General features: G+C 35.7%; 11 protein-coding genes and 1 other annotated feature. Of the genes, 10 read left to right on the top strand and 1 reads right to left on the bottom strand.

From position 1 onward, the window contains the following. Positions 1–115: 115 nt before the first annotated feature. Positions 116–1,051, bottom strand: coding sequence for a ribonuclease HIII (gene rnhC / locus ACXKY9_RS22190; protein ID WP_000071568.1), 936 nt, complete (start codon positions 1,049–1,051; stop codon positions 116–118). Positions 1,052–1,175: 124 nt separating this feature from the next. Here rnhC and zapA point away from each other — a divergent pair, with 124 nt between their 5' ends. The 10 genes from zapA (at position 1,176) to isdE (ending at position 13,760) form a co-directional block, all read left to right on the top strand. Continuing rightward, positions 1,176–1,445: a cell division protein ZapA gene (zapA, locus tag ACXKY9_RS22185; protein ID WP_000082701.1), complete on the top strand. Its 270-nt coding sequence runs from the start codon at positions 1,176–1,178 to the stop codon at positions 1,443–1,445. Between the two features lies 1 nt (position 1,446). Further along, positions 1,447–1,986, top strand: coding sequence for a CvpA family protein (locus ACXKY9_RS22180; protein ID WP_000565412.1), 540 nt, complete (start codon positions 1,447–1,449; stop codon positions 1,984–1,986). A 55-nt stretch (positions 1,987–2,041) separates the two neighbouring features. Then, the gene (gene polX / locus ACXKY9_RS22175) at positions 2,042–3,760 is read left to right on the top strand and encodes a DNA polymerase/3'-5' exonuclease PolX (RefSeq protein WP_000867520.1); all 1,719 of its coding nucleotides are present in this window, start codon (positions 2,042–2,044) and stop codon (positions 3,758–3,760) included. 19 nt (positions 3,761–3,779) lie between these two features. Continuing rightward, complete coding sequence (locus ACXKY9_RS22170) at positions 3,780–6,140, top strand: endonuclease MutS2 (protein WP_000893713.1); 2,361 nt, start codon at positions 3,780–3,782, stop codon at positions 6,138–6,140. 195 nt (positions 6,141–6,335) lie between these two features. Then, positions 6,336–7,025, top strand: a complete 690-nt coding sequence (locus ACXKY9_RS22165) for a 23S rRNA pseudouridine(2604) synthase RluF (protein WP_000700747.1) — start codon at positions 6,336–6,338, stop codon at positions 7,023–7,025. Between the two features lie 108 nt (positions 7,026–7,133). Beyond that, positions 7,134–7,389, top strand: a binding site (T-box leader). Positions 7,390–7,504: 115 nt separating this feature from the next. After that, the gene (gene brnQ6 / locus ACXKY9_RS22160; RefSeq protein WP_000842650.1) at positions 7,505–8,830 is read left to right on the top strand and encodes a branched-chain amino acid transport system II carrier protein BrnQ6; all 1,326 of its coding nucleotides are present in this window, start codon (positions 7,505–7,507) and stop codon (positions 8,828–8,830) included. Positions 8,831–9,321: 491 nt separating this feature from the next. Further along, complete coding sequence (isdC, locus tag ACXKY9_RS22155; RefSeq protein WP_000757941.1) at positions 9,322–10,035, top strand: heme uptake protein IsdC; 714 nt, start codon at positions 9,322–9,324, stop codon at positions 10,033–10,035. Between the two features lie 23 nt (positions 10,036–10,058). Continuing rightward, a complete protein-coding gene (locus ACXKY9_RS22150) occupies positions 10,059–10,517 on the top strand; it encodes an NEAT domain-containing protein (protein ID WP_000476162.1) in 459 nt (152 codons plus the stop codon). A 24-nt stretch (positions 10,518–10,541) separates the two neighbouring features. Next, the gene (locus ACXKY9_RS22145) at positions 10,542–12,809 is read left to right on the top strand and encodes an NEAT domain-containing protein (RefSeq protein WP_001083184.1); all 2,268 of its coding nucleotides are present in this window, start codon (positions 10,542–10,544) and stop codon (positions 12,807–12,809) included. Between the two features lie 69 nt (positions 12,810–12,878). Then, entirely contained in the window at positions 12,879–13,760 is an 882-nt protein-coding gene (gene isdE / locus ACXKY9_RS22140; protein ID WP_002101379.1) for a heme ABC transporter substrate-binding protein IsdE, read from the top strand. The last annotated feature ends 9 nt before the right edge of the window (positions 13,761–13,769 follow it).

Raw genomic sequence — 13,769 nt, 5'->3', positions numbered from 1 at the left:
GTAGATCTCCTCCTATGTTAGAATAATCTGTATATTATAATTATAACAAAACTATAAGGACAATAGTAGGATGAAACAAAAAACAGGAGTTTGTAGGCTCCTGTTTTTGTCGATACTATTTTAATAAGCGAAGCGCCTTCTCCGTATTAGCGAAATGCAGTTTCACAAACTCGGGTAATCGTTCTTTACCAAGCTTTTGAATTAATTTAGCAGCAGCGATATCAACTTGTTTACCAGCACCTTTCGGAAGTGGCATACCAGCTTTTTTACTTAGTTCGTCAAACTGTTTTACGAATGAGTAGCGAGCTAAAATAGAAGCAGCGGCTACTGCTAAATGGACGCTTTCACCTTTCGTAGCAAAATAAACATTTTCACGCTGTACCTGTTTTTGTTTTGCTAAATATTTGTAGTATGTATCAGGTTGTGTGAATTGGTCGATTAAGACGCCTTCAGGTTTTGTAGGTGCCATTTTCGCTAATAAGTTTGTAATAGCTTTATTATGTAGCAAGGCTTTTAACTTACCTTGGTTGTTTCCTTTATCAAATAGCTCGTTATATTTTTCATTATGAAGGACAAGAGAGCTATAAGGAACAACGTGTAGAAGTTGTTTCGCAATGGCAATAATTTGATCGTCATTTAAGTTTTTAGAGTCTTTTACACCAAGTTCTTTTAGTAGTGGAATTTGCTTCGCATCCACATATACAGCAACGACTGTCATCGGTCCAAAGAAATCTCCCGTACCAACTTCATCAGACCCTACAATAGACATTGTACTGATGGAAGTAGGCGGCGCATAACGATGGGAATCGACAGATTTTTTTACAGCTGTTTTCGGCGCGTGAGAGACAGTTTGCCAACGAGAAGCTTCTGCTTCAGCGCGGCCTCCTTGGAACATTACTTTTCCAGATTTATACGCTGTAATCGTGCAAGATGGCACCTTAGCCATAAAGATACCGCCTTGCGGAATTTTCGGGCTAAGTGAATGTTTATATTGTTGTTTCATGTCTTCAATTACTGTAGAATTTGTTTGAATTACGATAGAATTTGACATAATGGTCGCCCCTTTTTTTATATTGTTATTTTTATCATATCGGATTGTTCTTTCTGTTTCCATATTATGAAGGTTCATGGTATGATAAACTTTAGGATTCTGTACGTGATTGGAGGCCGGTGAGTTGTCACAACAAAAGGGAAAGAAAAGTCGAATTAATGTAGAAATCTATGGTCAGCAATATTCAGTTGTTGGCGATGAAAGTACAAGTCATATCCGCATGGTAGCAGCGATTGTGGATGATAAAATGCGCGAACTCAATGCCAAGAATCCTTCGCTTGACACGAGTAGACTAGCGGTATTGACGGCGGTAAACGTCATACACGATTACATAAAATTAAAAGAAGAACATGAGAAATTGAAAGAAAGTATGACAAAAAAAGGAATGGAATAACATGATTGATATTATTATCATTTTACTGCTTGTTATGGGATTTTTCCTCGGCTTACGCAGAGGGTTTATTCTGCAACTTGTAAAGTTAACAAGCTTTATTATCGCATACCTTGTTGCATACTGGTACTGTAAAGATTTAGCGCCAGCACTTGCGAAATTTATTCCGTATCCATTTGATAAAAACGTATCTGTTCCAGAATGGATTGATGCAAATAATATTGAGACAGTATTTTATCAAGCGCTTGCGTTTATCATATTGTTTATTATTACAAAAATAGCACTTTCATTACTTGGTAATTTGTTAAATATGTTTGCAGAAATACCGGTTTTAAAGCAAGTAAATGCGTTTGCGGGGGCAATCCTCGGATTTTTAGAAGTATATATTGTTTTGTTTGTCTTAATTATCATTGGAAACATTCTTCCGATTGAACAAGTACAAACACCATTACAAAAATCATCAATTAGCAAAATAATTGTAGACGATACACCGATTCTATCTGAAAAGGTGAAGGAACTATGGCAGACAGGTAGCAGAGTATAACTTCTCTTTTTTCGGAAAGAGAAGTTTTTTTCTATGAAAGAAAGGCGGGGTAATGATGAAAGTAAATAAAAAACAAGTTATCAAATTATTAGAGACAATCGGGCTTTTTATGGAACTAAAGGGTGCGAATCCATTTAAAATATCTGCATTTCGTAAAGCGGCAGCAGCATTAGAAAGTGACGATCGTAGTCTTTCTGAGATTGAAGATTTCACAAAGATTCCGGGCATCGGAAAAGGAACAGCAGCCGTTATTCAAGAATATATAGAATCGGGAACATCTGAAGTATTACAAGAACTTGAAAAAGAAGTACCGAGTAGCTTATTGCCGTTATTAAAACTACCAGGTCTTGGTGGTAAAAAGGTGGCTAAGTTATATAAAGAGCTAGGCGTTATTGATATGGAGACGTTAAAAGCTGCTTGTGAGGAAAATAAAGTACAAGCTTTAGCTGGTTTCGGTAAGAAGACAGAAGAGAAAATATTAGAAGCAATCGATCAAGTAGGCTCTCGTCCAGAGCGTTTACCAATTGCGATGGTATTGCCTATTGCCGGGGAAATAGAGGAGAAATTGTCGAATATTGCTGAAGTAATTCGTTTCTCTCGCGCTGGTAGTTTGCGCCGTGTTCGTGAAACAGTGAAAGATTTAGATTTTATCATTGCAACGACAGAACCAGCAACGGTACGTGAGCATTTACTACAATTCGATAATATGATTGAGGTAATCGCAAGTGGGGATACGAAAGTTTCTGTTCGTCTTCAATATGAATATGATATTTCAATCGATTTCCGCTTAGTAAAACCAGAAGAGTTTATTACAACACTTCACCATTTCACAGGATCAAAAGACCATAACGTAAAAATGCGTCAAATCGCAAAAGATAAAGGCGAGAAAATTAGTGAGTACGGTGTAGAGAACTTAGAAACAGGTGAAGTGAAAACATTTGAGACTGAAGAAGACTTCTTTGCTCATTTCGGTCTACCATTTATTCCGCCAGAAGTGCGTGAAGATGGAAAAGAAATTGAATTAATTAAAGAGTATCCGAACTTAATTCAGTTTTCCGATATACAAGGTGATTTACATATGCATACAACTTGGAGTGACGGTGCTTTTTCTATTGAAGAAATGGTACAAGCGTGCCGTGCTCGTGGATATAAGTTTATGGCGATTACTGATCACTCGCAATACTTAAAAGTAGCGAATGGTTTAACGAAAGAGCGTCTTCGTGAGCAAGCGAAAGAAATTGAACGTATGAATGAAAAGTATCCAGACATTACAATTTTACGCGGAATTGAAATGGACATTTTACCAGATGCCTCGCTTGATTTTGATGATGAAGTATTAGAAGAATTAGACTATGTTATTGGAGCGATTCACTCTAGCTTCTCACAAGACCGTGAAACGATCATGAAGCGTCTGCGTACTGCACTTGAGAATAAACATGTCACAATGATTGCTCATCCGACAGGACGTCTTCTCGGGCGCCGTGAGGGTTATGATGTAGATACAGATTTATTAATTGAACTCGCAAAAGAGACAAATACAGTTTTAGAATTAAATGCGAATCCGAACCGTCTAGATTTAAGCGCTAAATTATTAAAACAAGCACAAGATGCTGGTGTAAAAGTAGCGATTAATACAGATGCTCATACACTTGAAATGTTAGAAGATATGGAAACAGGTGTAGCAGCAGCACGTAAAGGTTGGATTCAAAAAGATAACGTGATTAACACATGGGATATTGAACGTTTATTAGACTATATTAAACGTAATAAGTAACGCAAGGGGGACCTGCAACATGTTAGAAAGAACGTTGCGTGTATTAGAATACAATAAAGTAAAAGAACAATTACTTGAACATACAGCCTCTTCACTTGGCCGTGACAAAGTGAAGCATTTAGTGCCGAGCACTGATTTTGAAGAAATTGTAGAAATGCAAGATACAACGGATGAAGCAGCGAAAGTTATTCGTTTAAAAGGTAGTGCACCATTAGGTGGTATTACGGATATTCGCTCAAATGTGAAGCGTGCAAAAATTGGGAGTATGTTAAGTCCAAATGAATTACTTGATATTGCGAATACGATGTATGGTAGTCGTAATATGAAACGTTTCATTGAAGATATGGCTGATAACGGTGTCGAGCTTCCGATTTTAGAAACTCACGTCGCTCAAATTGTATCTTTATATGATTTAGAAAAGAAAATTACAAATTGTATCGGTGACGGCGGTGAAGTAGTCGATAGCGCAAGTGATAAACTGCGTGGTATTCGTACTCAAATTCGTACTGCGGAAAGCCGTATTCGTGAAAAATTAGAAAATATGACGCGCTCTTCAAATGCGCAAAAGATGCTGTCTGACTCGATTGTAACGATTCGTAACGAACGTTACGTAATCCCAGTAAAACAAGAATACCGCGGCGTATATGGTGGTATTGTTCACGATCAATCAGCTTCTGGACAAACGTTATTTATTGAACCGCAAGTCATTGTAGAATTAAATAACGCACTGCAAGAAGCTCGTGTGAAAGAGAAACAAGAAATCGAACGCATCTTATTGATGTTAACAGAAGAAGTGGCAGTAGAAGCCGATATCGTTTTATCAAACGTAGAAGTAGTTGCGAATCTTGATTTCATTTTTGCGAAAGCTTTTTATGCAAAGCGAATTAAAGCAACGAAACCAATCGTAAATAACGAGCGTTATATGGATTTAAGACAAGCTCGCCATCCGCTAATCGATCCAGAAATTATTGTGCCAAATAACATTATGTTAGGTAAAGATTTCACGACAATTGTTATTACAGGACCGAATACAGGTGGTAAAACAGTTACGCTGAAAACAGTTGGTATTTGTGTTTTAATGGCGCAATCTGGTCTTCACATTCCAGTAATGGATGAGTCAGAGATTTGTGTGTTTAAAAATATATTTGCTGATATCGGTGATGAGCAATCGATTGAACAAAGTTTAAGTACGTTCTCCTCACATATGGTGAACATCGTTGATATTTTAGAAAAAGCTGATTTTGAAAGCTTAGTTTTATTCGATGAATTAGGTGCTGGAACAGACCCACAAGAAGGGGCTGCACTAGCAATTTCGATTTTAGATGAAGTATGTAATCGCGGTGCTCGCGTTGTTGCAACGACGCATTATCCAGAATTAAAAGCATACGGATATAACCGTGAGCAAGTTATTAATGCGAGTGTTGAGTTTGATGTAAATACATTAAGTCCAACTTATAAATTATTAATCGGTGTACCAGGCCGTAGTAATGCCTTTGAAATTTCGAAACGTCTTGGATTATCTGATCGCGTTATTGACCAAGCACGCAACCACATTAGTACAGATACGAATAAAATTGAAAATATGATTGCGAAGTTAGAAGAAAGCCAGAAGAACGCAGAGCGTGACTGGAACGAAGCAGAAGCACTTCGCAAACAATCTGAAAAACTTCATCGTGAATTACAACGTCAAATTATTGAATTTAACGAAGATCGCGATGAACGATTATTAAAAGCGCAAAAAGAAGGGGAAGAAAAAGTCGAAGCTGCAAAGAAAGAAGCAGAAGGCATTATTCAAGAACTTCGTCAATTGCGTAAAGCACAGCTTGCAAACGTGAAAGACCACGAGTTAATTGAAGCGAAGAGCCGTCTAGAAGGCGCAGCACCAGAGCTTGTTAAGAAACAAAAAGTAAACGTGAAAAACACTGCGCCGAAACAACAGTTACGTGCAGGTGATGAAGTAAAAGTATTAACGTTCGGTCAAAAAGGTCAATTACTTGAAAAAGTAAGCGATACTGAGTGGAGCGTACAAATCGGTATTCTGAAGATGAAAGTAAAAGAATCTAACATGGAATACATTAACACACCGAAGCAAACAGAGAAAAAAGCAGTTGCAACGGTAAAAGGTAGAGACTATCACGTTTCATTAGAACTTGACCTTCGTGGTGAGCGATTTGAAAATGCAATGGCGCGCGTTGAGAAATACTTAGACGATGCCCAGCTTGCAAGCTATCCTCGCGTATCAATTATTCACGGTAAAGGGACAGGAGCACTTCGCCAAGGTGTACAAGATTACTTGAAGAAGCATCGCGGTGTAAAAACCTTCCGTTACGGTGACATGGGCGAGGGAGGCCTAGGCGTAACAGTTGTCGAATTAAAATAGAAAACAACGAAACAAAGGGGAAACCATTATATGTTTATGGACAAACTTGCAAAAGTATTGTTAGCTTGTTGCGGAATATTTTTGGTGATTGGGGTTATTTATTTAGTTGTTTTTGCGAAGTGAAAAAGCGTCAATCGTGGCAGAATGATATTGCCATAGATTGACGCTTTTAATATATGTGAAAAGGAATAGAACATGAAAATCAACCAATACATAAGCGAAGCAAAATCATGCTCCAGACGTGAAACAGATCGCCTCATTAAAGCTGGACGCGTGGCTATTAATGGTGAAATATGTACGCACGGTGAACTTGTGAGCGATGGTGATGTTGTAACGATTGATGGGCAAGTTATTGTAAAAGAAGAGAAAGAAAAGGTGTACATAGCCTTTCATAAACCAGTCGGAATTACTTGTACAGCAGCTGATCATATTGAAGATAATATTATTGATTATATCAATTATCCAGAGCGAATCTTTCCAGTTGGACGATTAGATAAAGTATCGGAAGGACTTATCTTATTAACGAATGACGGCGGCATTGCGAATCGAATTTTACATGGTGATCATGAGCACGAGAAGGAATATGTTGTCACAGTCGATAAACCTTTTACGGACTGGTTTATTAATGAGATGTCCAGCGGTGTAAAGATTAAAGATGGAATGACGAAGCCGTGCAAAGTGACAAGAGTCGATCAATCAACATTTCGTATCGTTTTAACGCAAGGAATGAACAGGCAAATTCGTAGAATGAGTCGTGCTTTCGGATTTACTGTAATAAAGCTAAAGCGAGTACGCATTATGAATATAGAGCTAAATGAGCTTGAAGTTGGAAAGTGGCGGAGCGTTACAGCTGAAGAGTTAGAAATTTTAATAGGGCAGTTATAGGGAGGGAAAATTTTCTCCCTATATTTTTTTGTCAGAAAAAATAAAACTATTGATTTTTTAAAAAATAGCCCATATAATAAAAAACAACAAGTTTCGACAAGATATTTTATAAAAGTAATGATGAGGACATGAGTTGTATTTTACGATTCTCAGAGAGGGAAGCCTTAGGCTGTGAGCTTCCTAATACGAAAAGACAAGCTTACCACCTCTAAACTTCAAGAGTGAACTGCATACATGATGCATTGTAATTCTTGGCGGATAAAACCGTTATCAATTTACACGAGCTATAAAATGAGCTTATTTCGTTATGAATTCATTTTATTAGAATAAGGGTGGAACCACGATTTCAACACTCGTCCCTTTGTTAGGGACGGGTGTTTTTTGCGTTCTTTTACGGGGAAGTATGCTTGAAAGAGGATATGTGACGGATTTTAATTCAGAATATTTTGTTAATTAATTATTTTAGGAGGTTAGTAGGAATGAAATCATCTTTAAAGTTTTCGGAGATGTTTGCAATAAGTTTAATGTTATTTGCACTGTTTTTTGGTGCAGGTAATATGATTTTTCCACCAGCGTTAGGGCAAGGTGCTGGAACGGACGTATGGATCGCGCTGTTTGGTTTTATCGTAACAGGCGTTGGACTACCTTTATTAGGAGTAATTGTTATAGCTTTAAAGGGAGATATTAATGAGCTAGCAGGACGTGTACATCCTATATTCGCACTTGTTTTTATCACTGCAATTTATTTATGTTTAGGCGTATTCGTAAGTGTACCGCGTACAGGAACAGTAGCTTATGAGATGAGTGTTGCACCGTTTTTACCAAGTGAGATAGCTGGTCAGTCATATCCACTTGTTATCTTTACACTTATTTTCTTTGCAGTCACTTTCTATTTAGCTTTAAATCCTTCGAAATTAGTGGGTCGTATTGGTAAGGTGCTAACTCCAATATTATTAGCTGTTATTGCAATTATCGTAGGTAAAGCACTTATTACACCAATTGGAGAATTTGGTGCACCGACAGAAGCGTATAGTGCTCCTCTCTTTAAAGGATTTATTGATGGATATTTAACTTTAGATGGACTTGCAGCACTGGTATTCGGAAATGTTGTAATTCATGCGTTAAAAGAAAAAGGAATTACAAATAAAAACAGTATTGCAAAAGTAACAATCTTTGCAGGATTTATTGCAGCACTTGGTCTACTACTTGTGTATTTAGCACTTGCTTATCTTGGAGCTTCTAGTGTGTCACTTGGAATGGGCGCAAACGGAGGAATTATTTTAACAAATGTCGTGAATCATTTATTTGGTAGCTACGGAACTTTATTACTAGGGATCGCAATTACAGCAGCATGTTTAACAACTTCTGTAGGTATTGTTGCAGCTTGTGGTGATTACTTCTCTTCCTTATTACCAAAGCTTTCTTATCAAAAAGTCGTTTTCATTTTCTGTGTATTAGCATTTATGGTAGCAAACCTTGGGTTAACTCAGTTAAATGCATTAGCATTACCAATCTTAATCGCAATTTATCCAATTGGAATCGTACTTATCGTATTATCACTTGTTGAAAACTACGTTCGTCTTCCATTAGCGATGTATGTGGGCGGGATTGTAGGAGCATTTGCAATAAGTTTCTTTGATGGATTACACAATGCAAACCTTCAAATTGCAGCGCTAGCACCTATTTTAGATAAGATTCCATTATATAGTGTAGGAATTGGTTGGTTAGTTCCAGGCATAATCGGTATAGGATTTGGTTATATAGTTTCTAAGTTTCAAAAGCAGGAAATTGCTGTAGAAAAATAGAGAAAAGAGGCTTTCTATTATAGAAAGTCTCTTTTTTTGTAAAAAAAGCCGTATATAGAGAAATTCAGATATTAAAAATTTTATACGTAATATAGTTGACAAAAAATTTATGAGTAGGCTAAGATTGACTTAGTTGTGGAAATATTGGAAGGGAAGTGAGGGAAAAGGGGTTTCTATAACTATAGTGTTGTTGTGGGAAGAGGTGAAAGAAGAGGAGAAGAGATAGTTTATTTTTTTTTGATTTACATTGAGAATGATAATCAATAAATGCGTTTTATCATTTTTTCTCAGTTTCTATGCCTTCGTATAAGGAATAGGGTGAGATATTATTTTTAATATTCAATGAGAATGATAATCAATAATACTTATGTTACATAAAAGAATGCTAATTAAATAATAGGTAGAAGAGATTATTTTTTTTCTTATAAATTGAGAATAATTATCATTTTCAAAAAGTGAAATGAAAGATAACCAAGGAGGAAACAAGAAAAATGAAAAAGGTTTCTGTATTACCCGCTTTTATTATAACGTTCGTATGTATGCTAGCTTTTCTTGTAATGCCATACGGGAATGCTTCAGCAAAACTAGCTGATGGTACTTACGATATTAATTACGTAATTCAAAAAGCGGAAAATGATTCAGCTTCAATGGCAAATGACTATTTTGAAAAGCCGGCAAAATTAATAGTGAAAAACGGTGAGATGAGAGTACAAGTTCCGATGAATCATAGTGCTTGGATTACAGAATTTAAAGCACCAGAGAATGGGGATTTTGTTGATGCGAAAGTTGTTAGTAAAGATGAATCGGCAGATAAAAGAACAGTAGAGTTTAAAGTAGATGATTTATCCAAACCGGCAGCTGTAAAAATTCATGTTGTTGTACCAAATGCAAACTATGACCACCACTACACAATTCGTTTTGCTTTTGATGCAAATGTAAAAGCTGTAGGTGGCGATAACGGCGTAGCTGCTACAACAAAAAATAATGATCAAGCGAAAACAGATACACAAGTAAAAGAAGAGAAAACAAAAGTAGAGAGTAAGGAAACAGCTAAAGAAGTGAACAAAGAAACAAAAAATGAAAATGGAAAAGCTGAAAAAACAGATAACCCAAAAACAGGCGATGAAGCACGTATTGGATTGTTTGTAGCGTTAATTCTTATTTCAGGTGCTTTCTTAATTCGTAAAGTGAAGTTGAGTAAATAAATCTTTTGAAGGGGGATGAATATATGTTTAAACAATTTAAAATGATTATTGCTGTATTTGCTGTTTTATTTACGTTTATCGCAACACTAGGTTTACAAGATGCAAAGGCTGCTACAAAACTAGCTGATGGAAAATATAATATTGCTTTTACTGTATGGAAAGGCGATAAAGATGAATCGTCTAGAATGAATAGTTATTTTGAAAGCCCAGCAACATTAACAGTTAAAAATGGAAAACAATATGTTTCATTTAAAGTGAAAGATAGTGCTTCTATTAAAAGTTTCCAAGTAGAAAAAGATGGTCAATTTGTAGAAACAAACGTGTTAAGTGAAAACAAAAAAGATAATACTAGAGTAGTAGAATTTGAAGTTGCTGACTTGTCAAAAAAACTAAATGGAAAGGTGGAAATTAATATTCCAATTATTAATTATAATGCTTCATATGATATTCGCTTTGTATTTGATGGGAGCAGTATTAAATAATTTTCAAAAGGGAGAGTCGTTCCATTGAACAGGTATACAAAAATTATTGTTGCTATGTTTTTAATGATATTTACATTCGTATCAACATTACAACCACTTGCAGTTCAAGCAGCTACCAAGTTGGCTGACGGTGAATATTCAATTGGGTTCAAAGTTTTAAAAGATACATCAGATGAAGAATCAATGATGAATCAATATTCAGTAAGTCCGGGAACTTTAAAAGTGAAGGATGGGAAAAAGAAAGTATCCTTTACATTAACGAATAGTTCATGGATTACGAAGTTTGAAACAGAAAAAGCAGGTAAGCTAGTTGCGACAAATGTAATTAGTGAAGATAAAGAAAAAGATACAAGAGTAGTAGAATTTGATGTAGAAGATATAGAGAAGGTATTAAATGCAAAAGTAAAAGTAGATATTGATTTTTTAAATTATCATCATGAGTACGACGTTCGTATTGCATTTGATCAAAATAGCATTACACCAATTCATGTAGAAAAACCAAATGAAAAAGAGGACCCAGCTAATAAGCCAGATCCAAATGAAACTACCGATCCAGGTCAGAAGCCCGACCAAAAGCCTGACCCAGATCAACAACCAAATTCTAACACAATTACAGATGGTACGTACAGCATTCCATTTAAAGTATTAAAAGATCAAACAGATGAAGAATCTAAGATGAATACTTACATGGTAAATCCAGGAGTATTAAAAGTAGAAAACGGTAAGAAAAAAGCAATTGTAACACTAAAAAGTAGCTCATTAATTAAAAATTTCCAAACGGAAAAAGATGGCGCATTTGTTGATGCAAAAGTAGTGAGTGAGGATAAGGAAAAAGATACAAGAGTAGTAGAGTTTGAAGTAAACGATTTATCTAAAAAACTAAATACAAAAGTATTTATCGAAATGGCATCAAGAAATTATAAGCAAACGCATGATGTACAACTTTTATTTGAACAAGATAAACTTGAACAAATTAAAAATGAAGAGAAACAACCAGAAGCAGAAAAACCGGAAGCAGAAAAACCGGAAGTAGAAAAACCAGATGAAAATAAAAAACCAGATGCTGAAACAATTAAAGATGGTGAATACAGCATCAATTTCAAAGCATTAAAAGATCAAACAGACGAAATTTCAATGATGAACACATATACAAAAAGTCCAGGTGTGCTAAAAGTAAAAGATGGTAAGAAGTATGTATCATTTACGTTAACGAACAGTTCTTGGATTACAAAATTTGAATTTGAGAAAAATGGTTCGTTTGTTGATGCACATGTAATAAGTGAAGATAAAAAAGCTGATACACGCGTAGTGGAAGTAGAAGTACCAGATTTATCAAAAAAGTTAAATGCAAAAGTAAAAGTAGATATCGATTCAATGAATTATCACCATTTTTACGATATTCAATTTGCATTTGATAAAGGTAGCATTAAGCCGTTAGATAGCCAAGGCGGAAACAACAACCAAGGCGGAAACGACAACCAAGGCGGAAACAACAACCAAGGCGGAAACGACAACCAAGGCGGAAACGACAACCAAGGCGGAAACGACAACCAAGGCGGAAACGACAACCAAGGCGGAAACGACAACCAAGGCGGAAACGACAACCAAGGTGGAAACAACAACCAAGATGAAAATAATAAACCGAGAGTAATAGTTGATTCGAAAAATTTAGTAGATGGCCAATATGATATTACATTTAAAGTATTAAAAGATAAAACAGATGAGATTTCAAAGATGCATGACTATGTTGTAAATCCAGCGAAATTAATCGTAAAAGATGGTAAAAAATATATTGAGATGACGCTGAAAAATAGTGCGTGGATTACGAAATTCCAAGCGGAAAACAATGAACTATTCGCTGATGCGAAAGTAGTAAGCGAAGATAAAAATGCAAATACGCGAGTAGTACAGTTTGAAGTAGAAGATCTATTTAAAAAATTAAACGCAAAAGTAAAGGTAGACATCGATGAGATGAACTACCATCATTTCTACGATGTACAAATTCAATTTGATACAAATAATATCGGCGCGTTAGGAACTATTAAAGAGGAACCGAAAAATGAACCGAAAAATCCAGTGACTACACCGAAAGTAGATAATGTAAAAACAGTAGGTACTCCTGATTTTAACCGAAATGCAGATGGTCAGAAGAAAAAAGAAGATACAAAAAATGATTCAAAAAAAGAGAAAAACTCAAAAACTGCAGATACAGCACAACTTGGTTTATACATGGTGTTACTGCTAGGTTCACTTGCTTTACTAGTTCGTAAATATAGAGCAGGTAGATTGTAATTTTTGGAGTCTTGATGCATGTTCGCGTGCATCAAGACTTGTTTCATATTGTATGGAAAGGAGTGGTGATTGAGAGTGAAGAAAATTGCAAGTGTACTAATGGCTATCATTTTGTTAATGGGTATAGCCGGGTGCTCATCACCAAAAAAAGAATCAGCAAAGCAGGTAAAGAGTGAAAGTAAAGAGCACGTTGTTGCAACAACAGTGGCTGTTACTGAAATTATGGATGCGTTAGAAGTAGATTTAGTCGGCGTTCCAACAAGTTCTAAAACTTTACCGAAGCGATATAAAGGTTTACCTGAAGTTGGGAATCCAATGAGTCCAGATATGGAAAAGGTAAAGTCATTAAAGCCTTCAGAAGTGTTATCTGTGACAACACTTGAATATGAATTAAAGCCAGTTTTTGATGGTGTGGGTATGAAAGCAAACTTTTTAGATTTAACGAGTTTGAAAAATATGCAAAGTTCTATTAGCGATTTAGGTAAGAAATATGGGCGTGAAAAACAGGCCGAAGCAGTAGTAACTAAATTAGATAAAAAGGTTGCTAGCATTCAAAAAGAAGTAAAAGGAAAGAAAGAACCGACAGTGCTTATTTTATTAGGTGTGCCGGGAAGTTATTTAGTAGCAACAGAGCATTCTTATATTGGAGATTTAGTGAAACAACTAGGTGGTAAAAATATTGTGCAAGGTGAACAAGTAGAATATTTAGCTTCTAATACAGAGTATTTAAAGAAAGCTGATCCAGATATTATTTTACGAGCAGCTCATGGTATGCCTGATGAAGTTGTAAAAATGTTTGATAAAGAATTTAAAACAAATGATATTTGGAAACACTTTGCTGCGGTTAAAAATAACCGTGTTTACGATTTAGAAGAGCGTTTATTTGGAACGACAGGTAATTTAGCAGCAATTGAAGCATTAGATGAATTGAAAAAAATGATGTATCCGTGATGCATTTTA

Source organism: Bacillus sp. 2175, assembly GCF_057812155.1.
The sequence above is the reverse complement of the archived record's forward strand: the minus strand, read 5'-3'. Positions and strand labels throughout refer to the sequence as shown.

Coding starts and splice junctions, on each gene's coding strand:
- ACXKY9_RS22165 (WP_000700747.1), top strand. CDS start 6,336: ATGAAAATCAACCAATACATAAGCGAAGCAAAATCATGCTCCAGACGT.
- ACXKY9_RS22180 (WP_000565412.1), top strand. CDS start 1,447: ATGATTGATATTATTATCATTTTACTGCTTGTTATGGGATTTTTCCTC.
- ACXKY9_RS22150 (WP_000476162.1), top strand. CDS start 10,059: ATGTTTAAACAATTTAAAATGATTATTGCTGTATTTGCTGTTTTATTT.
- polX (WP_000867520.1), top strand. CDS start 2,042: ATGAAAGTAAATAAAAAACAAGTTATCAAATTATTAGAGACAATCGGG.
- rnhC (WP_000071568.1), bottom strand. CDS start 1,051: ATGTCAAATTCTATCGTAATTCAAACAAATTCTACAGTAATTGAAGAC.
- ACXKY9_RS22170 (WP_000893713.1), top strand. CDS start 3,780: ATGTTAGAAAGAACGTTGCGTGTATTAGAATACAATAAAGTAAAAGAA.
- isdC (WP_000757941.1), top strand. CDS start 9,322: ATGAAAAAGGTTTCTGTATTACCCGCTTTTATTATAACGTTCGTATGT.
- brnQ6 (WP_000842650.1), top strand. CDS start 7,505: ATGAAATCATCTTTAAAGTTTTCGGAGATGTTTGCAATAAGTTTAATG.